20 protein-coding genes are annotated in these 19,593 nt (G+C 56.5%); 12 read left to right on the forward strand and 8 right to left on the reverse strand.

Annotated features, from left to right (window positions below):
- Positions 1-87 precede the first annotated feature (87 nt).
- Positions 88-498, forward strand: coding sequence for a Cu(I)-responsive transcriptional regulator (gene cueR / locus K2184_RS14315; protein WP_032727891.1), 411 nt, complete (start codon positions 88-90; stop codon positions 496-498).
- Here the strand turns inward: cueR and K2184_RS14320 are convergent.
- On the reverse strand, positions 495-959 hold the full coding sequence (locus K2184_RS14320; protein ID WP_064371877.1) for an NfeD family protein: 465 nt from the start codon (positions 957-959) through the stop codon (positions 495-497). The two genes, cueR and K2184_RS14320, sit on opposite strands and share 4 nt — an antisense overlap.
- Entirely contained in the window at positions 956-1,873 is a 918-nt protein-coding gene (locus K2184_RS14325; protein WP_004099702.1) for an SPFH domain-containing protein, read from the reverse strand. Before K2184_RS14325 ends, K2184_RS14320 begins: the two co-directional genes overlap by 4 nt.
- A gap of 136 nt (positions 1,874-2,009) precedes the next feature.
- On the opposite strand from K2184_RS14325, the gene fetA reads away from it, so the two are divergent.
- Together fetA and fetB are read left to right on the forward strand one after the other, a co-directional pair.
- Entirely contained in the window at positions 2,010-2,690 is a 681-nt protein-coding gene (gene fetA / locus K2184_RS14330; RefSeq protein ID WP_004111054.1) for an iron efflux ABC transporter ATP-binding subunit FetA, read from the forward strand.
- Positions 2,677-3,459 carry an iron efflux ABC transporter permease subunit FetB gene (gene fetB, locus K2184_RS14335; RefSeq protein ID WP_004111055.1) on the forward strand — a complete coding sequence of 261 codons (783 nt, stop codon included), beginning with the start codon at positions 2,677-2,679 and terminating at the stop codon, positions 3,457-3,459. Before fetA ends, fetB begins: the two co-directional genes overlap by 14 nt.
- A 98-nt stretch (positions 3,460-3,557) precedes the next feature.
- Here the strand turns inward: fetB and K2184_RS14340 are convergent, their stop codons facing one another.
- The 3 genes from K2184_RS14340 to tesA form a co-directional block, all read right to left on the reverse strand.
- Positions 3,558-4,412 (reverse strand): co-chaperone YbbN, encoded by an 855-nt coding sequence (locus K2184_RS14340; RefSeq protein WP_004099714.1) that lies wholly within the window; start codon positions 4,410-4,412, stop codon positions 3,558-3,560.
- A gap of 61 nt (positions 4,413-4,473) precedes the next feature.
- Positions 4,474-5,283: an SDR family oxidoreductase gene (locus tag K2184_RS14345; RefSeq protein ID WP_016808714.1), complete on the reverse strand. Its 810-nt coding sequence runs from the start codon at positions 5,281-5,283 to the stop codon at positions 4,474-4,476.
- Positions 5,273-5,896 (reverse strand): multifunctional acyl-CoA thioesterase I/protease I/lysophospholipase L1, encoded by a 624-nt coding sequence (gene tesA / locus K2184_RS14350; protein ID WP_032692296.1) that lies wholly within the window; start codon positions 5,894-5,896, stop codon positions 5,273-5,275. The genes K2184_RS14345 and tesA overlap by 11 nt, the downstream gene beginning before the upstream one ends.
- Here tesA and ybbA point away from each other — a divergent pair.
- Positions 5,867-6,553, forward strand: a complete 687-nt coding sequence (gene ybbA, locus K2184_RS14355; protein WP_049128199.1) for a putative ABC transporter ATP-binding protein YbbA — start codon at positions 5,867-5,869, stop codon at positions 6,551-6,553. The genes tesA and ybbA overlap by 30 nt on opposite strands.
- Positions 6,550-8,967, forward strand: a complete 2,418-nt coding sequence (gene ybbP, locus K2184_RS14360) for a putative ABC transporter permease subunit YbbP (RefSeq protein WP_163524639.1) — start codon at positions 6,550-6,552, stop codon at positions 8,965-8,967. The genes ybbA and ybbP overlap by 4 nt, the downstream gene beginning before the upstream one ends.
- A gap of 167 nt (positions 8,968-9,134) precedes the next feature.
- Here ybbP and K2184_RS14365 read toward each other — a convergent pair whose 3' ends face one another.
- Positions 9,135-9,440 carry a monooxygenase gene (locus K2184_RS14365; RefSeq protein WP_004099728.1) on the reverse strand — a complete coding sequence of 102 codons (306 nt, stop codon included), beginning with the start codon at positions 9,438-9,440 and terminating at the stop codon, positions 9,135-9,137.
- Between the two features lie 209 nt (positions 9,441-9,649).
- On the opposite strand from K2184_RS14365, the gene K2184_RS14370 reads away from it, so the two are divergent.
- Complete coding sequence (locus K2184_RS14370; RefSeq protein WP_004111059.1) at positions 9,650-10,795, forward strand: porin; 1,146 nt, start codon at positions 9,650-9,652, stop codon at positions 10,793-10,795.
- A gap of 117 nt (positions 10,796-10,912) precedes the next feature.
- On the opposite strand, the gene mnmH is transcribed toward K2184_RS14370, so the two are convergent.
- Together mnmH and allS are read right to left on the reverse strand one after the other, a co-directional pair.
- Entirely contained in the window at positions 10,913-11,992 is a 1,080-nt protein-coding gene (mnmH, locus tag K2184_RS14375) for a tRNA 2-selenouridine(34) synthase MnmH (RefSeq protein WP_049128174.1), read from the reverse strand.
- Positions 11,993-12,079: 87 nt separating this feature from the next.
- On the reverse strand, positions 12,080-13,003 hold the full coding sequence (gene allS, locus K2184_RS14380) for an HTH-type transcriptional activator AllS (protein ID WP_004111061.1): 924 nt from the start codon (positions 13,001-13,003) through the stop codon (positions 12,080-12,082).
- Between the two features lie 211 nt (positions 13,004-13,214).
- Between allS and allA the strand changes: the two genes are divergently transcribed.
- From allA to K2184_RS14410, 6 genes are all read left to right on the forward strand, one after another.
- The gene (allA, locus tag K2184_RS14385; RefSeq protein WP_108704122.1) at positions 13,215-13,697 is read left to right on the forward strand and encodes an ureidoglycolate lyase; all 483 of its coding nucleotides are present in this window, start codon (positions 13,215-13,217) and stop codon (positions 13,695-13,697) included.
- A 91-nt stretch (positions 13,698-13,788) separates the two neighbouring features.
- Positions 13,789-14,607 (forward strand): HTH-type transcriptional repressor AllR, encoded by an 819-nt coding sequence (gene allR, locus K2184_RS14390; RefSeq protein ID WP_004099742.1) that lies wholly within the window; start codon positions 13,789-13,791, stop codon positions 14,605-14,607.
- Positions 14,608-14,695: 88 nt separating this feature from the next.
- The gene (gene gcl / locus K2184_RS14395) at positions 14,696-16,477 is read left to right on the forward strand and encodes a glyoxylate carboligase (RefSeq protein ID WP_053064666.1); all 1,782 of its coding nucleotides are present in this window, start codon (positions 14,696-14,698) and stop codon (positions 16,475-16,477) included.
- 13 nt (positions 16,478-16,490) lie between these two features.
- Positions 16,491-17,267 (forward strand): hydroxypyruvate isomerase, encoded by a 777-nt coding sequence (gene hyi, locus K2184_RS14400; RefSeq protein ID WP_004099744.1) that lies wholly within the window; start codon positions 16,491-16,493, stop codon positions 17,265-17,267.
- Between the two features lie 119 nt (positions 17,268-17,386).
- Positions 17,387-18,265, forward strand: coding sequence for a 2-hydroxy-3-oxopropionate reductase (gene glxR, locus K2184_RS14405; RefSeq protein ID WP_004099746.1), 879 nt, complete (start codon positions 17,387-17,389; stop codon positions 18,263-18,265).
- 53 nt (positions 18,266-18,318) lie between these two features.
- On the forward strand, positions 18,319-19,575 hold the full coding sequence (locus K2184_RS14410) for an MFS transporter (RefSeq protein ID WP_016808722.1): 1,257 nt from the start codon (positions 18,319-18,321) through the stop codon (positions 19,573-19,575).
- Positions 19,576-19,593 lie beyond the last annotated feature (18 nt).

Consider the following 19,593-nt stretch of genomic DNA (forward strand, 5'->3'; position numbering starts at 1 on the left):
TTCCGGTTAATGATTGACCGAACACACTCTTTCATCGAGTATTAGCAAGGTTAAACCTTCCAGCAAGGGGAAGGTCAAGGGGGAAACATGAATATTAGCGATGTGGCGAAAAAAACCGGCTTAACCAGTAAAGCGATCCGTTTTTACGAAGAGAAGGGACTGGTAACGCCGCCGCTGCGTAGCGAAAACGGCTACCGCAGCTACAGCCAACAGCATCTGGATGAACTGACCCTGCTGCGCCAGGCGCGTCAGGTGGGGTTCAATCTGGAAGAGTGTCGCGAGCTGATATTCCTGTTCAACGATCCGTCGCGGCACAGCGCCGACGTGAAGCGCCGGACGCTGGAGAAAGTCGCGGAGATTGAGCGCCACATCAGCGAGCTGCAGGGGATGCGTGCGCAGCTGCTGGCGCTGGCGGACTCCTGTCCCGGCGATGACAGCGCGGACTGCCCGATCATCGATAATCTCTCGGGCTGCTGTCACCGCAAAGTCCAGGCCTAGCGGCCGTTAGGGAGCTCCCTGACCCGCAGCGTAATCCCCTCGACGGCGACGACTTCAACCTTACTGCCCGTCAGGAGGTCGTCATCGGCTATTACCGGCCATGAACTGTCGCCCACGCGGACGTGTCCTCGGCCGTTAACCAGCGCCGTTTCCAGCGTAAAGCGGCGGCCAAGCAGCTGCTGTCCCCGCTGATTAAGCTGAGCGTCCGCCGGCTTCTGGCGTTTTACGCGGTTACGCAGCCAGCGCGACCACAGCCAGGCCGCCAGCAGGGTCAGCACGGCGAACAGCGTGCCCTGCCACTCCCAGCTAAACGGCAGCATCCAGACCAGCAGCCCGGTTACGACGCCGGCAATGCCGCTCCACAGCAGATAGCCGTTGCCGCCGAGCATTTCCGCCGCCAGCAGCAGCCCGCCAAGGCTGAGCCAGAAAATATGCGGGTGGGTGAGAATCAGCGCGATCATGATTTTTTCTGGGCGCCAGCCCCTTCTTTAATCAGTTCGCTGATCCCGGCGATGGAGCCCATCAGGCTGCTGGCATCCAGCGGCATCAGCACCACTTTACTGTTGTTCGCCGCGCCAATTTGCTGCAGCGCATCGGTATATTTCTGCGCGACAAAGTAGTTGATGGCCTGAATGTCGCCGGAGGCGATAGCGGACGACACCATCTGGGTAGCGCGCGCTTCCGCTTCCGCAGAACGTTCGCGCGCCTCTGCCTGTAAAAATGCCGACTGGCGTTCGCCCTCGGCTTTGAGGATCTGCGACTGTTTCTCGCCTTCGGCTTTGAGAATTTCCGCCTGACGTATCCCTTCGGCTTCCAGAATATAGGCGCGCTTGGTTCGTTCGGCTTTCATCTGGGCGTTCATTGAGGCGATCAGCTCCGCCGGCGGGCGTACGTCGCGGATCTCGACGCGGGTAATTTTGATGCCCCACGGGTTGGTCGCTTCATCGACAATATGCAGCAGACGGGTGTTGATGCTGTCGCGCTGGGAGAGCATTTCATCCAGTTCCATGGAGCCCAACACGGTACGAATGTTGGTCATGGTCAGGTTGATGATCGCCAGCTCGAGGTTGCTGACTTCATAGGCGGCTTTCGGCGCATCGATAACCTGAATAAAGCACACCGCATCAATGGTGACGTTGGCGTTATCGCGCGAAATCACCTCCTGTGAAGGGATATCGAGCACCTGCTCCATCATATTAATTTTGCGCCCGATCCGATCCATAAAGGGAACCACAAGGCTCATACCCGGCTGCAGCGTTTGCGTATAGCGGCCAAAGCGCTCTACCGTCCACTGGTAGCCCTGAGGAACAATTTTTACCGACGCTCCGACGATAACCAGCGCGACGAAAATAAGAATGGGGATAAAAATCAGCATCAAAAACCTCCTGTCTTGTTGCCTGTTGATGCGCCGGGAGAGTGGCGCGCGTTTAACCAGAGTATATCTTTCCGCGCATCCGGGTGAAAGGAAAGTGGAGTAAACTAGAGGCGTTGTTGAAAAACTGGGAATAATAATGACCGAAAGTAACGCTATTTTGCGCCTGGAGAACGTGGGGTTTCAGGCCGATGATGTCACCATCCTTAATGAGATAAGTTTTCAGCTCAGGGCAGGGGAATTTAAGCTAATTACCGGTCCTTCCGGGTGCGGGAAAAGCACCTTATTAAAAATAATCGCTTCGCTGCTGAGCCCGACGTCGGGAAAAATTCTCTTCGCGGGTAAAGATATCAACACGTTAGCGCCGGAAACCTATCGCCAGCAGGTTTCCTACTGCGCGCAAACCCCGGCGCTGTTTGGCGATTCGGTGTATGACAATCTGATCTTCCCGTGGCAGATTCGTAATAAACAGCCTGAACCCAAAGCGCTGGTCGCCGATCTGCTGCGCTTTGGGCTGGCGGAAAATACGCTGGAAAAGTCAATCAATGAACTTTCGGGCGGGGAAAAACAGCGCGTTTCGTTGATACGCAATCTGCAGTTTTTGCCGCAGGTGCTGCTGCTGGATGAAATTACCAGCGCGCTGGATGAAAGCAATAAAACCAATGTGAATGAGATTATTCATCGCTACACCAGCGAAAAAAACATCGCCGTTCTGTGGGTCACTCACGATAGCAATGAAATTGCCCATGCGGATGAAGTGATTACGCTAAAGCCTGCTGGCGGAAGAGCGCAGGAGGAGAAAAAAAATGAACGGGCATAATATTACCAATGAGTCGCTGGCGTTATCTATGGTTCTGGTACTGGTAGCGATCGTGGTTAGCTACCGGGAAAAGCTGGCGCTGGAAAAAGAGATTATCTGGAGCATTTGTCGGGCAATAGTGCAGCTGATTATTGTCGGCTATGTGCTGAAATATATCTTTAACGTTAATCACGCCGTGCTGACGCTGCTGATGGTGCTGTTTATCTGCTTTAACGCCGCGTGGAATGCGAAAAAGCGTAGCAAATATATCGACAAAGCCTTTGTCTCCTCGTTTATCGCGATAACGACCGGCGCTGGGTTAACCCTGGCGGTGCTGGTTGTTTCCGGATCGATTGCTTTTGTGCCGATGCAGGTGATTCCGATTGCCGGGATGGTAGCCGGCAACGCGATGGTGGCGGTTGGACTTTGCTACAACAATATGGGGCAGCGTTTTAGCAGCGAGCAGCAGCAGATTCAGGAAAAGCTGAGCCTGGGCGCAACGCCGAAGATGGCGTCTGCAAGGCTTATACGCGATAGCATTCGCGCCGCACTGATCCCAACGGTAGATTCGGCGAAAACGGTGGGGCTGGTGAGCCTGCCGGGGATGATGTCGGGGCTGATTTTCGCCGGGATTGATCCGGTAAAAGCGATTAAGTATCAGATTATGGTGACGTTTATGCTGCTGTCGACCGCCAGCCTGTCAACGATTATCGCCGGGTATCTGACCTACCTGAAGTTCTTCAATGCGCGCCATCAGCTGGTGGTGACGCAGCTGAAAAAACGCGCGTAAGATTTTTTCCCGGATACGGCGCTGAACGCGCCTGTCCGGGCCACGAGAACATCCATCCTGTAGCCCGGCTACGCGCAGCGCGAGCCGGGTGATTATCATTAATAAAGCAGAGAATAGAGCTGGCGGCGGTACTTCGCGGCCAGCGCGTCGCCGGTGCCGAGTGCGGAAAGGATCTCTTGCAGCAGTTTGCGAACCTCGCCGTTTCCGGCGCCTAAATCTTTTTGCAGATGGCTGAACAGCAGCGCCAGGGCTTCTTCGTTACGCCCCACCTGATGCAGCTGTAATGCCAGTTGGGAGGCCAGCGCCGCATCTTCCGGGTTCTGCTCAACCTGCTGCTGCAGCTGCTGAATTTCCGGCGTGTCGGCGGCTTTTTTCAGCAGCTCGATCTGCGCCACCAGCCCCTGATAGCGGGTATCCTGATCCTGCAGCGGCACGGTTTTCAGTACCGTTTCCGCTTCATCGGAACGATGGAGGGCAATCAGCGTTTCCGCCAGCAGCAGGCCGATCTGGCTCTCCTGATTCGACATCTGCCAGGCGTCTTTCAGCAGCGGCAGCGCTTCGGCGTAGTTCTCTTCCTCCATCAGCGCCAGCGCCTGCTGCGCTTTGAGCTCCTCTTCACGCGGCAGGAACTTATCCAGCAGCGCGCGAACCGCTTCTTCCGGCTGCGGGCCTTCGAAGCCGTCGACCGGCTGACCGTTCTGGAACAGGTAAACCGTAGGGATAGCGCGCAGGCCAAACTGCGAAGCCAGCATTTGTTCGGCATCGCAGTCAACTTTAGCGAGGGTAAACAGGCCGTTGTACTGGGTGGCGAGGCTCTCCAGTACCGGCGTCAGCTGCTCGCAATGCTGGCTGCGCGCGGACCAGAAATAAAACAGCACCGGCGTTGTCGCGGATTGCTGCAGCGTCTGGTGTAGATTAGCTTCGGTAATATTGACGATATTCTGTGCGGACATGAGCAAGTCTCTTTAATCGATATTTGTATAGATATATGGGGACGGCGGCAGGTGCTTCAACTCAGCCCTGGATAATTTTGTCCATCGCGCGGGTCGGCAGCAGCCGCTTAAGCAGAGCGACCGCATGCGTCACCAGGGTTACCGGATAGCGCAGTTTCGGTTTATCGCTGACAAAAGCGTGACGCACTTTTTCCACCACCGCTTCCGGTCCGAGCGTGAAGCGGGCGGCGATACCGGGATTTTCCACCGGCTTATCGGCCTGAGTCTGGTTGACATTGTTGGTGAAGCGGGTGCGGATGGGGCCCGGCTCAATCAGGCTGACCTTAATGCCGCTGTGGCGCAGCTCCATACGCAGCGCATCGGACCAGGCTTCCAGCGCATATTTGCTGGCGGCATAGGCGCCGCGGCCCGGGCTGGAGATAATCCCCATAACCGATGAGGTCATCACGATACGCCCTTCTCCGTGCGGCTCCATGGCCGGAAGCAGTAGCATCGTTAGCTGATGAGCGCCAAAAAAGTTGGCGGAAAACTGCTGCTCCATCTGCCGGCGGCTGACGGTCGGCAGCGGGCCGTAGACGCCGTAGCCCGCGTTGTTAAACAGGCCGTACAGGCGGTTGTCGGTCAGGGCAATCACCTCGGCGGCGGCACGTTCAACGCTCTGCGGATCGTCAAGATCCAGCAACACACCGGTCAGCCCCAGCGCCTGCATCCGTGCGACATCTTCCGCTTTGCGGCAGGCGGCCAGCACGTTAAAGCCCTGGCGCTTTAAATCCAGGGCGCTTTCAAGACCAATTCCGCTGGAACATCCTGTAACTAAAACCGATTTTTGCATAACTTTACCTGCAAATGACTCGCTGTTATCAGGAGTCATGATTAACTAAGGGAGCCAGGCGCGTCGCCATCCAGTCGGCAATAAACGGCTGAGCGTCGCGATTCGGGTGAATTCCATCATCCTGCATCCACTGCGGTTTCAGATAAACCTCTTCCATAAAAAAGGGCAGCAGAGGAATATCAAACTCTTTGGCCAGTGCCGGATAAATAGCGCTAAAGGCTTCATTATAACGGCGGCCATAGTTGGCGGGCAGGCGAATTTGCATCAGTAGCGGCTGGGCGTCCGCCGCTTTGATATGCTCAATAATGGTACGCAGCGTCTGTTCCGTCTGCTGAGGCGGGAAACCGCGCAGCCCGTCATTACCGCCGAGCTCAACCAGCACCCAGCGCGGCTGATGCTGCTTAAGCAGGGCCGGCAGCCTTGCCAGCCCCTGCTGCGAGGTATCGCCGCTGATGCTGGCGTTAACTACCGGCGTTTTTGTCTGCCACTTATCGTTTAGCAGCGCAGGCCAGGCGGTATTGCCCGCCATACGATAACCGGCGCTCAGACTGTCGCCGAGAACCAACAGCGTGTCGGCCGCCATGGCGCGGCAGGTAAACAGGACCAGAAACAGGAAAGGCAAATGCCAGCGGAAAACATACTTGAAGTTCATCATCTTAAGAAATCCGTCGGTCAGGGTGAGCATCAGCTTTCCATCCTTACCGGAGTTGAGCTGGTTGTCAAACAGGGGCAGACCATCGCCCTGATTGGCGAGTCGGGGTCCGGTAAATCGACGCTGCTGGCGATCCTCGCCGGGCTGGACGACGGCAGCAGCGGGGAGGTTTCGCTGCTCGGACAACCGCTGCATCAGATGGACGAAGAGGCGCGGGCTAAGCTGCGCGCTAAGCACGTCGGCTTTGTTTTTCAATCTTTTATGCTGATCCCCACCCTCAATGCGCTGGAAAATGTCGAGCTTCCGGCGCTGCTGCGCGGCGAAAGCGATAGCCAGAGCCGCGGCAGCGCCCGGGCACTGCTGGAGCAACTGGGGCTGGGTAAGCGCCTGCACCATCTGCCGGTACAGCTTTCCGGCGGCGAGCAGCAGCGGGTCGCGCTGGCGCGCGCGTTCAACGGCCGCCCGGAGCTGCTGTTTGCCGATGAACCCACCGGCAATCTCGACCGTCACACCGGGGATAAAATCGCCGACCTGCTGTTTTCGCTGAACCGCGAGCACGGCACCACGCTGATCCTCGTCACCCACGATCCGCTGCTGGCGGCGCGCTGCGACCGACGGCTGCGGCTGGTTGATGGCCAGCTGCGGGAGGAAGTATGATTGCCCGCTGGTTCTGGCGCGAATGGCGCTCGCCGTCGCTGCTGATCGTCTGGCTGGCGCTGAGCCTGGCGGTGGCCTGCGTGCTGGCGCTGGGCTCAATAAGCGACCGCATGGAGAAAGGACTTAGCCAGCAAAGCCGGGAATTTATGGCCGGCGACCGCACGCTGCGCAGTTCGCGCGACGTCCCTGGCGCATGGATTGATGAAGCGCGCCGCCTTGGTTTAACCGTCGGCGAGCAGCTGAGCTTTGCCACCATGACGTTTTCCGGCGATACGCCGCAGCTGGCGGATGTCAAAGCGGTTGACGACACCTATCCGCTATATGGCCAGCTGCAAACTCAGCCGCCCGGACTGAAACCGCACGCCGGCACCGTGCTGCTGGCGCCGCGATTAATGGCGCTGCTGAATCTGAAAACCGGCGACACCATCGACGTGGGCGACGCCACGCTGCGCATTGCCGGAGAGGTGATACAGGAGCCGGATGCCGGTTTTAATCCTTTCCAGATGGCGCCGCGGCTGATGATGAACACCGCCGATGTGGCGAAAACCGGCGCGGTGCAGCCCGGGAGCCGCGTCTCCTGGCGCTATAAGTATGCCGGAACCCCGCAGCAGCTGGCGGACTACGAAAAGTGGCTGCTGCCGAAGCTGGGGCCTGAGCACCGCTGGATTGGCATGGAGCAGGACGACAGCGCGCTGGGTAAATCGCTGCAACGTTCGCAGCAGTTTTTGCTGCTGTCGGCGCTGTTAACGCTGCTGTTAGCGGTCGCCGCGGTGGCGGTGGCGATGAGCCATTACTGCCGCAGTCGTTACGATCTGGTGGCGATCCTCAAAACCCTCGGCGCCGGACGGGCGCAGCTGCGCAAACTGATTGTCGGCCAGTGGTTGATGCTGCTGGCGCTGGCGGTGGTCGCCGGCGGGGCGATGGGCGTCGGGCTGGAGCATATTCTGCTGGCGATGCTTAAGCCGGTGCTCCCGGCGGCGCTGCCGGCGGCGAGCGGCTGGCCGTGGCTGTGGGCGATCGGCGCGATGGTGGTGATTTCCCTGCTGGTCGGGCTGCGTCCTTATAGACTGCTGCTGGCGACGCTGCCGCTGCGGGTGCTGCGCCAGGACGTCGTCGCCAACGTCTGGCCGCTGAAGCTCTACATCCCGATCGTGTGCGCGGTGGTGGTGACGCTGCTGGCGCTGCTGATGGGCGGCAGCCCCCTGCTGTGGGCGGTTCTGGCGGGTGCCGTAGTGCTGGCGCTGCTGTGCGGCCTGGCGGGATGGGGCGTCCTGTGGTTACTGAAGCGTTTGACGTTAAAAGCGCTGCCGCTGCGCCTGGCGGTGAACCGTCTGCTGCGCCAGCCGTGGTCGACCCTGAGCCAGCTGGCGGCCTTTTCGCTGTCGTTTATGCTGCTGGCTCTGCTGCTGGTGCTGCGCGGCGATCTGCTTGACCGCTGGCAGCAGCAGCTGCCTCCGGAAAGTCCTAACTATTTCCTGATTAACATCGCACCGGAGCAGGTGGTGCCGGTGAAAACCTTCCTCGCCGAGCATCAGACCCGCGCCACCGAGTTCTATCCCATCGTGCGCGCGCGCCTGACGCAAATTAACGGCCAGGCAACGGAGGGCAATAAAGATGAAGCCCTGAACCGGGAGCTTAACCTCACCTGGAGCCGCGAGCGTCCGGATCATAATCCGCTGGTTGCCGGTAGCTGGCCGCCAAAAGCGGGTGAGGTGTCGATTGAAGAGGGGCTGGCGCAGCGTCTGGGCGTGAAGCTCGGCGATAGCGTGACCTTTACCGGGGATACTCAGGACTTTAGCGCGAAGGTGTCCAGCGTGCGTAAAGTCGACTGGGAAAGTCTGCGGCCGAACTTCTTCTTTATCTTCCCTCAGGGGGCGCTTGACGGCCAGCCGCAAAGCTGGCTGACCAGCTTCCGCTGGGATAATGGCAACGGGATGCTCACGCAGCTCAACCGCGAATTCCCCACCGTCAGCCTGCTGGATATCGGCGCGATTTTGCAACAGATTGGCCAGGTGCTGACCCAGGTAAGCCGCGCGCTTGAGGTGATGGTGATTCTGGTCACCGCCTGCGGCGTTTTGCTGCTGCTGGTGCAGGTACAGGTCGGGATGCGTCAGCGCTACCAGGAGCTGGTGGTCTGGCGCACGCTGGGTGCCGGTAAGTCTCTGCTGCGCACCACGCTGTGGGCGGAGTTCGCGCTGCTGGGCGTGGTATCCGGCGTCGTGGCGGCGATTGGCGCAGAGGTTGCGCTGGCGCTGCTGCAAAGCAAAATCTTTGACTTCCCGTGGTCTCCGGACTGGCGGCTGTGGGTGATGCTGCCGCTGTGCGGGGCGATACTGCTGTCGCTGTGCGGCGGCTGGCTGGGGCTGCGTCTGCTGAAAGGTAAAGCGCTGTTCCGCCAGTTTAGCCAGGGATAGAGTGAGTTATATAGCCCGGGTAAGGCGTCAGCCGCAACCCGGTGTTTTCACCCGGCTCGCGCTGCGCTTAGCCGGGCTACCGTTTCTCAGCCGTCTGCGGGAAAGTCGCCCGGGTAAGGCGTTAGCCGCAACCCGGGAGGGCTTCGGGCCACGGATGCGAGTTGCTATTACAAATGGCCGTGGTTCAGCGCGGTGAGCGGCTCATTAACGTCGAAAACTTTACAGATAACCTCGTTTACGCCAAGCGATTTGAGGCGCGCGGTGTGCTTGTTGAGGTAAGCGAGCGCAGTTTCTTCATTCTCAAAAAGGTAGATCCCGCCCGCTTCCTGATTTTTTTCGTTTTCTGTCCAGACCTTCCAGATAAACCCTGGTTCCTGATTGATGGACTCGGCCAGCTCCACGAGCTGACGGGACATCTCGCTGCCGAAGGGACCGTTAAAAGCAAAGTGCAGCTGCAGTAGTTTTTTCGACATATTTCCTCCATGGATGATGTTCGCGCGGTAATAGACCATTTTAATGACATGGCGATGAAAAGATAACCACAGATTCTTTAAGGGCACAAAATGATAAGTTGCTGATTTTTAACCGCACAAAACATTAAAAACTCAGCAACACGCCATACTCAATCGCAGTTAATATTCAGCTGGAAAATATAAGGTTGCTTATTAATCAAGGAAAAAGTATGGCACATAAAATAAAAGCGCTGGCGATAACGATCGGCGCAGCCCTGGCGTTAACCTCTTTTGCATCCCAGGCGGAAATTACGCTTTTAAAACAAGATCCGCAGGCGGGCGATCCGTTAAGCCGGCTTAATTTTACCGTCGGCGGGAGTATCCGTCCCCAGTTCAACATGATGTCCGGCGATGGCGACAAAGGCTCATATAAACGTAACGGTTTCGATGGCGGAACCCGTTTCCGCTTCGCGGCCGACTACTATCTGTTTGATGATATTAGCTGGATCAGCTATTACGAGCTGGGCGTCAATATTCCGGCACTTTTCGACTGGGATAACCACTATGCCGAAGGCGCGAATAACACCAGCCGCCGTATGCTCTATACCGGCCTGAAAAGCGATACCTGGGGGACGTTAACCTACGGTCAGCAGAACAGCGTTTATTACGACGTGGTCGGGGTAAAAACCGATATCTGGGATTACGACATGATTGGCCAGGCGCCGGGTAACGGCATTAACGGCGACTACGATGGCTCCTATCGCTCACGTAATATGCTGAAATATAAGAAAACCGTTGGCGATGTCGATCTCTATGCCTCTTATCTGTTTGAGGACAGCGAATATCTGCCGGGCAACGGTCTGCGCTATAAACGTAAAGGCGGCGGTTCCATCGGCGCGGATTATCACATTATGAAAGATCTGACCTGGGGCGCCGCGTGGAACTATACCCGCGCCGATATGCGTAACCCGTCCAGTTCTGACAGCAAATCATACGATCAGAATATCGTTGGTACCGCGCTTAGCTGGACGCCGGATAACTGGACCTTCTCCTTGGGCGGCGGTTGGTATCAGAACTTCCTGACCACCAAAAAAACCGATGTCCATAACTACTTCGCGGGCGATGCCTGGGGGATTGAGTACTTTGCGGGTTATAAATTCCCGATTGGCCAGTATGCGGTGAAATCTATTCAGCCATACTTTATGGGCGACCGCCTGCAGTACGTGAACGGTCGCAACTATCAGCGTATCGATAACGGCGTCGGCGTGAGTTTCCAGCTGGATTATGGTTTCCGCGTTGACTATGAACACGTCTTCACGTCGAGCACCGACAACCTGGGCGATATGAACCTGGTGCGTCTGCGCTACGACTTCTAAGCGGTAACCATTCCCCGGTGACGCTGCGCTTACCGGGGCTACAGGTTCACCGCCGTCTGCGGACCCGTAGCCCGGCTAAGGCGTTTACGCCGCAAGCCGGGACAAGAGAGGATGTGATTACTCCGCCAGCCAGGCGGCAACTTCCTGCCAGCTGCCGCGGAAAATAATTTTCTCCGCTTTTTTGCCGAGCTGGTAGCGGTACATCGGATCGTAATACTCATTCAGCAGGGGAACCAGCCAGCTGAAATGCGCTTCGGTGTCGGTGGTTCGCTGCTGTTCAAGCAGCGCTTCATCAAGCCTGGCGGTGAGCTGGGCAAAACGCTGTAGCCCGAGGCGGCGGCGGATTGCGAACAGGCCATGATGCAGATATTCGCTATACGCCTGCCAGCCTTGTTCTTCGCCGTAGGCCGCCAGGAAATCGCGATGCATGCGCGCAAAATACTCTTCCCGCAGTCGTTCAAGACGGATAGCAAACGGATCTTCCACCACCGCCAGCGGCGACTGCGCCATGCGAAGACGCATACACTCCGGCAGGTGATTGGCGCCGATCATATGCCCCTCATCCTCCAGCACCCAGCGCGTCTGCTGCCCGGACTTTTTAAGCATCGCCACGGCCAGATGATTTTCAAAGGTAGCCTGCTGATACTGCTCCTGGAGGGTGCGACCGAATGAAGAGCCGCGGTGATGGGCAAGCCCTTCGAGATCGATACCGTCCGGTTGAGCGCAGACCAGCTGAGTTTTGCCATTGCCGGTACAGCCGCCGATCAGCACGATAGGGCGCTGTACCAGCTCTTCGGTAAGCTGTATGGCGGCCTGGCGCAGCGCTTTATAGCCCCCGACGATCAGAGGGTAATCCACGCCAGCTTCTTTCAGCCACTGCTGGACGATATGCGAACGCTGGCCGCCGCGAGCGCAGCACAGGTAGCCTTCTGGATAACGCGCGCAGGCCTCTTTCCAGGCGGCGAGGCGGCCGGCGCGAATCTTACCATTCACCAGCTGATGGCCCAGTGCGAGAGCGGCTTCCGGCCCTTGACGCTTATAGCAGGTACCGACGGCAGCGCGCTCGTCATCGTTCATCAGCGGCAGGTTGATCGCTGCGGGCATGGCGCTTTGCCTGAATTCAACCGGGGCACGTACGTCAATCAGCGGCGTATCGCTGGCAAGAATCTGCCGAATATTTTGTGGGACTAATTCCATCATTTAAACCGTTAAGCCATTCAGACGCGTCGCTCGACGCGATAATCCTCCTATTGTACGCGGTGAGCGGCAGGCTGGATTGATTTTTCACGGTGTATCGCTGAATAGCGTCAGGAATCCCTGGATTTCCGGGGCGGAGTGACCGAATAGCGAGGTGATATCCTGCACCGCTTTACCATGATGATCTTTACGCCAGGCGAGGCTCAGAGGAGAGGGGGGACGCATGGTCGGTATCTGCCGGGAAACCAGCTCGCCGCGCGCGATAAGCGGCTGGCACAGCGGCTCGGGTAAAAAGCCGATGCCGACGCCGGCGATATGGGCGGCGACTTTGGTTTCGATATCGGGAACCACGATCTCTTTTTGACCCGGCAGGCGCCAGGCAACACGTTTGGTTAATCTCCGCGCGCTGTCTTCAATGTTGACCGCAGGATAGCGGCGTAGCTGGGCCTCCGACAGGGGGTCGGTTTGCTGGCTTAGCGGATGATTCGGCGACATCACGAACAGCCAGGTGACTTCACCCAGCGGGGCGACGGCAATATTCTCCGCTAACGGTTCGGTGCCGGTGACGCCGATGGCCAGCGAAAAGTCATCGTGCAGGAGCGTATCCCAGACGCCCATGTAAATTTGTCGTGAAAAATGAAATTGCGTAAAAGGGTAACGCTGGGTGAGCCAGGCCAGCAGCCGCGCAATAGCCTGAGGGTCATACATCAGGTTATTCACCACAATATTCACCTGGCGCTCCACGCCGTCGTTAATCTGCTGCAGCTCGCCGGGCATACTGTCAATCCAGCCCAGCCACTCTCTGGCCTGCGCCAGGAGATGCATTCCGGCAGGAGTCAGCAGGACGCTGCGCGTAGTGCGCGAAAAGAGCGCGACGCCGGTGTTGTCTTCCAGCAGTTTGATGCGATAGCTAATCGTGGCGGTCGTTTTATAGAGTTTTTCCGCTGCTCTGGAGAAGCTGCCGGTCTCCGCGACGCTGACAAAGGTACGTAGTGTTTCGGGGTCTAGCATCGCCTTATTCCTCGTAATTTAATAATTCGCCCATGATTTTTAAGTATTTTTTCATAATAACCTTCTCAATTATGTGGCTTAAATCAGGTTTTGGAAAATTATTCCAACTTATAGTTGATACCACTTTGAGATGGCCATGAATTGACCGGGACATCGATCACCCTCAAGGTATGAGGAGGGCGACGGTTTTTAATGACTAAGGAATATTGCAATGAAGCTAGAGGTATTGCCGCTGACGCGCGAAGCATTCCGTCCCTATGGGGACGTTATCGAAACGGAAGGGCAGGATTTTTTTCATATTAATGATGGCAAAGTGCAGCGTTTTCACGATCTGGCCATGGTGGAGACCCTGCAGCAGGATCGCACGCTAATCAGCATTAATCGGGCCCAGCCGGCGGTATTGCCGATTGTCGTCACCGAGCTGGAACGTCATCCGCTGGGCACCCAGGCGTTCGTGCCGATGAACGGCGAAGTCTTTGTGGTGGTGGTTGCGTCAGGAGGCGATGAGCCGGACATGACCACGCTGCGCGCGTTTATCTCCAATGGCCGCCAGGGGGTAAATTATCATCGCAATGTCTGGCATCACCCGCTGTTTGCCTGGCAGAGCGAAACCGATTTTTTAACCGTCGATCGCGGTGGAAAAGATAACTGCGATGTCGTGGAGATCCCGACCGTGGAGCTGAGCTTTGCGTGAGGTTGCACGTGACGCTGTCGATTATCTTGCATAACATGTGGGCGCTTACACACTATTTATGCTCAGGTTTTGAGCCGGAGATAATCGAGGTATGACAGAAGTGAGAAGGCGGGGAAGGCCGGGCCAGCAGGAGCCTTCCGCGCAAAAAGGCGCACAGGCGCTGGAGAGAGGGATCGCGATACTGCAATACCTTGAAAAGAGCGGCGGCAGCTCGTCGGTCAGCGATATTTCCCTGAATCTGGACTTACCGTTATCGACCACTTTTCGCCTGCTTAAAGTGCTGGAGGGCGCGGATTTTGTCTATCAGGACGCGCAGCTAGGCTGGTGGCACATCGGGCTTGGCGCATTCAATGTCGGCTCGGCGTACATCCATAACCGGGATGTTTTATCCGTCGGCGGACCTTTTATGCGGCGGCTGATGCTGATGTCAGGGGAAACGGTAAACGTGGCGATTCGTAACGGCAACGAAGCGGTGTTGATTGGCCAGCAGGAGTGCAAATCGATGGTAAGGATGTGCGCGCCGCTCGGCAGCCGGCTGCCGCTGCATGCTTCTGGGGCCGGAAAGGCGCTGCTGTACCCGCTGTCCCCGGATGAGTTGGTGGATGTGATTGTGAAGACCGGGCTGCAGCGCTTTACGCCGTCGACGATCGTCGATTTACCGGTCCTGCAGCGAAACCTGGATGAGGCGCGCGACCGCGGCTACAGCATTGACCAGGAGGAGCACGTGACAGGATTAAACTGTATTGCTTCAGCGGTTTACGATGATGTCGGATCCGTAGTGGCGGCAATTTCGATTTCCGGACCAGCGTCCCGCTTAACCCCGGACCGTTTTGTCAGCCAGGGAGAGCTGGTGAGGGAGACGGCAAGGAATATCAGCACCGCGCTGGGACTGAAACCCCAGGCAGAGTGATCGCCGAACCGACCCGCTCTGAGGAGCGGGAATTTTTAGGCTTTGTTCAAGCTTGGAAAAATTTTCCAATATAGTGAGGTAGTAAAAAATGGCAAAAATGAGAGCCGTCGACGCGGCAATGTATGTACTCGAAAAAGAAGGGATTACCACCGCATTCGGCGTGCCTGGCGCAGCGATTAACCCCTTTTATTCCGCCATGCGTAAGCACGGCGGGATCCGCCATATTCTGGCTCGCCACGTGGAAGGCGCGTCCCATATGGCCGAAGGCTATACGCGTGCCGCAGCCGGTAATATCGGCGTATGCCTGGGGACATCGGGCCCGGCGGGAACGGATATGATCACCGCGCTCTATTCTGCCTCCGCGGACTCGATACCGATTTTGTGCATCACCGGCCAGGCGCCGCGCGCGCGTCTGCATAAAGAAGATTTCCAGGCGGTCGATATTGAATCCATTGCTAAGCCCGTGACCAAGATGGCGGTTACCGTGCGCGAAGCGGCGCTGGTACCGGGCGTGCTGCAGCAGGCTTTCCATCTGATGCGTTCCGGCAGACCGGGACCGGTATTGATCGACCTGCCTTATGATGTTCAGGTGGCGGAAATCGAATTTGACCCCGAGCTGTACGCGCCGCTCCCGGCTTATAAACCCGTGGCGACTCGTCCGCAGATCGAACGCGCGCTGGCGATGCTGCTGATGGCGGAGCGTCCGGTGATTGTCGCCGGCGGCGGGGTGATTAATGCCGATGCCGCAGCGCTGCTGCAGCAATTTGCTGAGATTACGCAAGTTCCGGTCATCCCAACGCTGATGGGCTGGGGCTGTATCCCGGATGACCACGAATTGATGGCCGGGATGGTCGGCCTACAAACCGCGCATCGCTACGGTAACGCCACGCTGCTGGCCTCCGACCTGGTATTCGGCATCGGTAACCGCTTTGCTAACCGTCATACCGGTTCCGTTGAGAAGTACACCGCAGGTCGCAAAATCATCCACATCGATATCGAACCGACGCAGATTGGCCGCGTGCTGTGCCCGGATTTAGGCATTGTGTCCGATGCGAAAGCGGCGCTGGCTCAACTGGTAGATATCGCGCAGCAGATGCAAAAAGAGGGCCGCCTGCCGCGTCGCGAGCGCTGGGTTGCCGAGTGTCAGGAGCGCAAGCGTACGCTGCTGCGTAAAACCCACTTCGATAACGTGCCGGTCAAACCGCAGCGCGTTTATGAAGAGATGAATAAAGCCTTTGGTCGCGACGTGTGCTACGTCACCACCATCGGGCTGTCGCAAATCGCCGCCGCGCAGATGCTGCACGTATTTAAAGATCGCCACTGGATCAACTGCGGCCAGGCCGGGCCGCTGGGCTGGACGCTTCCTGCCGCGCTGGGCGTTTGCACCGCCGATCCGGAGCGTAACGTGGTGGCCATCTCCGGCGACTTTGACTTCCAGTTCCTGATTGAAGAGCTGGCGGTGGGCGCGCAGTTCAATATTCCTTACATCCACGTGCTGGTAAACAATGCCTATCTGGGCCTGATTCGTCAGTCGCAGCGCGCGTTCGATATGGATTACTGCGTCCAGCTGGCGTTCGAAAACATCAACTCCAGCGAAGTGAACGGTTACGGCGTCGATCACGTCAAGGTTGCCGAGGGTCTCGGCTGTAAAGCGATTCGCGTCTTCAAGCCGGAGGATATCGCGCCCGCCCTGGCGCAGGCGAAAGTCTGGATGAAAGAGTATCGCGTACCGGTTGTTGTGGAAGTGATCCTTGAGCGGGTCACCAATATCTCCATGGGTAGCGAGCTGGATAACGTGATGGAGTTTGAAGATGTTGCCGATAGCGCCATCGATGCGCCAACCGAAACCTGCTTTATGAAATATGAATAAATGAGGTGAACCTATGTTGCGCTTTTCAGCCAACCTTTCGATGTTATTTCTGGAATATGATTTTCTGGATCGTTTTGAGAAAGCGGCGGCCTGCGGTTTTCGCGCCGTTGAGTTTATGTTCCCGTATGATTATGCGCCCGAGGTATTAAAGCAAAAGCTGAGCGACAACCGGCTGGAGCATACCTTACATAACTTACCCGCCGGCGACTGGGCGGCGGGAGAGCGCGGCATAGCCTGTATTCCCGGTCGCGAAGCGGAGTTCCGCGAAGGCGTGGATGCCGCAATCCGCTATGCCAAAGCGCTGGGCAATCGCAAAATCAACTGTCTGGTGGGTAAAACCCCGCCTGGCTACCGCGAGGATCATATTCGTTCCACGCTGGTGGCGAATTTACGTTTTGCCGCTGCCGCGCTGGCGCAGGAAGGTATTCTGCTGCTGATCGAACCGATTAATTACTTCGATATGCCGGGCTTTTATCTGAATACCACTCATCAGGCGCTGGCGCTTATTGATGAGGTCGGCAGCGATAATCTGAAAATTCAGTACGATATTTATCATATGCAGCGGATGGAGGGGGAGTTAACCCATACGATGCAAACTTATGCTAACCGTATTGGTCATTTACAGATTGCTGATAATCCGAATCGCGGTGAGCCGGGGACCGGTGAAATTAATTACGATTATCTTTTTAAATTTATTGATAGATCAAGCTATGACGGCTGGGTGGGCTGCGAATATAAACCGCTGACCACCACCGAAGCGGGTTTGACATGGTTTAATCACTACCGCTAATTTTTAATTTATCTTTGGGCAGTATTTATTATTCCAGACGCAGGGGTTTTATTTCCTGACAACAGGAAGGGATAACTATTGCCCGGGTAAATCGAAACAGAAATTCTGAGAGGAAACTTATGAAACTGGGATTTATTGGTCTGGGTATTATGGGCACCCCGATGGCGCTCCGACTTGCCAGGGCAGGCCACGTTCTGCACGTTACTACCATCGGCCCGGTTGCTGACGACCTGCTCAAGCAAGGCGCGCAGCATCTGGCTACCGCCGAGCAGGTTGCGGCGCAGTCGGAGATTATTTTCATCATGGTTCCGGATACCCCACAGGTTGCCGACGTTCTGTTTGGCGAGCGCGGCTGCGCCAAAGCGGCGCTGAAGGGGAAAACCATCGTGGATATGAGCTCTATCTCGCCGATTGAAACCAAGCGGTTTGCGCAGCAGGTGCGCGACCTGGGGGCGGATTATCTGGATGCTCCGGTATCCGGCGGCGAAATCGGCGCACGTGAAGGCACGCTCTCAATTATGGTCGGCGGCGATGAAAACGTCTTTGCCCGCGTGAAACCGCTGTTTGATATTCTGGGTAAAAACATCACCCTCGTAGGCGGTAATGGCGACGGTCAGACCTGTAAAGTCGCCAATCAGATTATCGTCGCGCTGAATATTGAAGCAGTGTCCGAGGCGCTGGTTTTCGCGTCTAAAGCCGGAGCCGATCCCGCTCGCGTGCGTCAGGCGCTGATGGGCGGCTTTGCCTCCTCGCGTATTCTGGAAGTGCATGGCGAAAGAATGTTGAACCGGACGTTTAATCCCGGCTTTAAAATTTCCCTGCACCAGAAGGATCTTAATCTGGCATTGCAGAGCGCGAAAGCACTGGCGCTTAATTTACCGAATACGGCAACCTGTCAGGAGTTATTTAACACTTGCGCCGCCAACGGTGGTAGTGAATTAGACCACTCGTCTTTAGTTCAGGCGCTGGAATTAATGGCCAATCATAAAATATCGTAATAAGAAAATGCTGCCGGTTCCGGCAGCGTTTTTTAAACCTCACGGGTGAATTTATGGATACTATCAATAAAACGGGTATCGACTATTGGAAGAAAATAGTCGTGGTCATGAGTCTGGGCTGGGTGGCAATATGGATTTATCGTACCGTATTAACACCTATTTATCCGGAAATTCAGGCGTCCTTAGGTAACGTCAGTAATGCTGAAATCGGCGCGATTGCCAGCTTCTATTTTCTGGCCTATTGCGGAATGCAGATCCCCTGCGGCATTCTGGTCGATAAGCTGGGACAAAAAATTATGCTGATGTGCGGTTTCTCGCTGTTTATTATTGGTACGTTGAGTATTGCTAATGCGGGAAACCTGACGCTGATTTATATCGGCTCGCTGCTGGCCGGCGCTGGCTGCGCGTCGTTTTTTAGCTCCGCCTATTCGCTCTCCTCGGCCAATGTGCCGCAGGAACGCCGGGCGCTGGCGAACGCCATCATCAACAGCGGCTCCGCCATCGGCATGGGGATTGGCCTGATTGGCTCAAGCATTCTGGTCAAAAGCATGCATATGGCGTGGCAAAATGTCTTGTTTATCGTCGCCGCGATCCTGGTGGTGATGCTCTGCGTGTTTACCCTGGTGATTCGCCGCAAGCTAAAAGAACCCGCCGTAGCGGAGAATAAGCCTGGCGCAGCGGCTGCCGCTCCGGTTGCTGAAGAGAAATCGGCGCCGCTGTTTTCGCCGCTGCTGTGCAGCGTCTACTTTCTCTATTTCTGCACCTGCTACGGCTACTACCTGATCGTCACCTGGCTGCCTTCTTATCTTCAGACCGAACGCGGCTTTGACGGCGGCGCCATTGGTTTTGCTTCCGCGCTGGTGGCGGTGGTCGGGGTGCCGGGCGCGCTGTTCTTCAGCCATCTCTCGGATAAGTTCCGCGACAGTAAAGTCAAAGTGATTCTCGGGCTGGAGATTGTCGCTGCGGCGATGCTGATGTTTACCGTTCTCTCGCCGAATACCACCATGCTGATGATTAGCCTGGTGCTGTACGGACTGCTGGGCAAAATGGCCGTAGACCCGATTCTTATCTCGTTCGTTTCCGAGCAGGCGTCAGCGAAAACATTAGGCCGCGCCTTTAGCTTGTTTAATTTCTTTGGCATGAGTTCGGCGGTGGTCGCACCGACGCTCACCGGTTTTATTTCCGACCTGACCGGTTCAAAAGAAATTAGTTTTGTGATGTCTGCCGGGTTGGTTATTACCGGAACGATACTGTTTGCGCTAATTACCTTGCGTAAGAACAAAATACAGTCAAAGACAATCCCAGTATAATAAAAAATAAATAATTAA

Origin of the sequence: Klebsiella sp. K5-306 (genome assembly GCF_051835185.1) — a bacterium.
Lineage (GTDB): Bacteria > Pseudomonadota > Gammaproteobacteria > Enterobacterales > Enterobacteriaceae > Klebsiella > Klebsiella oxytoca.

Excerpts from the sequence above, each read along its gene's own strand:
- allR (WP_004099742.1), top strand. The coding sequence starts at position 13,789 with ATGACAGAAGTGAGAAGGCGGGGAAGGCCGGGCCAGCAGGAGCCTTCC.
- ybbA (WP_049128199.1), top strand. The coding sequence starts at position 5,867 with ATGCCAGCGGAAAACATACTTGAAGTTCATCATCTTAAGAAATCCGTC.
- cueR (WP_032727891.1), top strand. The coding sequence starts at position 88 with ATGAATATTAGCGATGTGGCGAAAAAAACCGGCTTAACCAGTAAAGCG.
- K2184_RS14370 (WP_004111059.1), top strand. The coding sequence starts at position 9,650 with ATGGCACATAAAATAAAAGCGCTGGCGATAACGATCGGCGCAGCCCTG.
- mnmH (WP_049128174.1), bottom strand. The coding sequence starts at position 11,992 with ATGGAATTAGTCCCACAAAATATTCGGCAGATTCTTGCCAGCGATACG.
- K2184_RS14410 (WP_016808722.1), top strand. The coding sequence starts at position 18,319 with ATGGATACTATCAATAAAACGGGTATCGACTATTGGAAGAAAATAGTC.
- tesA (WP_032692296.1), bottom strand. The coding sequence starts at position 5,896 with ATGAACTTCAAGTATGTTTTCCGCTGGCATTTGCCTTTCCTGTTTCTG.
- K2184_RS14325 (WP_004099702.1), bottom strand. The coding sequence starts at position 1,873 with ATGCTGATTTTTATCCCCATTCTTATTTTCGTCGCGCTGGTTATCGTC.
- allS (WP_004111061.1), bottom strand. The coding sequence starts at position 13,003 with ATGCTAGACCCCGAAACACTACGTACCTTTGTCAGCGTCGCGGAGACC.
- K2184_RS14340 (WP_004099714.1), bottom strand. The coding sequence starts at position 4,412 with ATGTCCGCACAGAATATCGTCAATATTACCGAAGCTAATCTACACCAG.
- ybbP (WP_163524639.1), top strand. The coding sequence starts at position 6,550 with ATGATTGCCCGCTGGTTCTGGCGCGAATGGCGCTCGCCGTCGCTGCTG.
- gcl (WP_053064666.1), top strand. The coding sequence starts at position 14,696 with ATGGCAAAAATGAGAGCCGTCGACGCGGCAATGTATGTACTCGAAAAA.
- fetB (WP_004111055.1), top strand. The coding sequence starts at position 2,677 with ATGAACGGGCATAATATTACCAATGAGTCGCTGGCGTTATCTATGGTT.
- fetA (WP_004111054.1), top strand. The coding sequence starts at position 2,010 with ATGACCGAAAGTAACGCTATTTTGCGCCTGGAGAACGTGGGGTTTCAG.
- K2184_RS14365 (WP_004099728.1), bottom strand. The coding sequence starts at position 9,440 with ATGTCGAAAAAACTACTGCAGCTGCACTTTGCTTTTAACGGTCCCTTC.
- K2184_RS14345 (WP_016808714.1), bottom strand. The coding sequence starts at position 5,283 with ATGACTCCTGATAACAGCGAGTCATTTGCAGGTAAAGTTATGCAAAAA.
- K2184_RS14320 (WP_064371877.1), bottom strand. The coding sequence starts at position 959 with ATGATCGCGCTGATTCTCACCCACCCGCATATTTTCTGGCTCAGCCTT.
- glxR (WP_004099746.1), top strand. The coding sequence starts at position 17,387 with ATGAAACTGGGATTTATTGGTCTGGGTATTATGGGCACCCCGATGGCG.
- allA (WP_108704122.1), top strand. The coding sequence starts at position 13,215 with ATGAAGCTAGAGGTATTGCCGCTGACGCGCGAAGCATTCCGTCCCTAT.
- hyi (WP_004099744.1), top strand. The coding sequence starts at position 16,491 with ATGTTGCGCTTTTCAGCCAACCTTTCGATGTTATTTCTGGAATATGAT.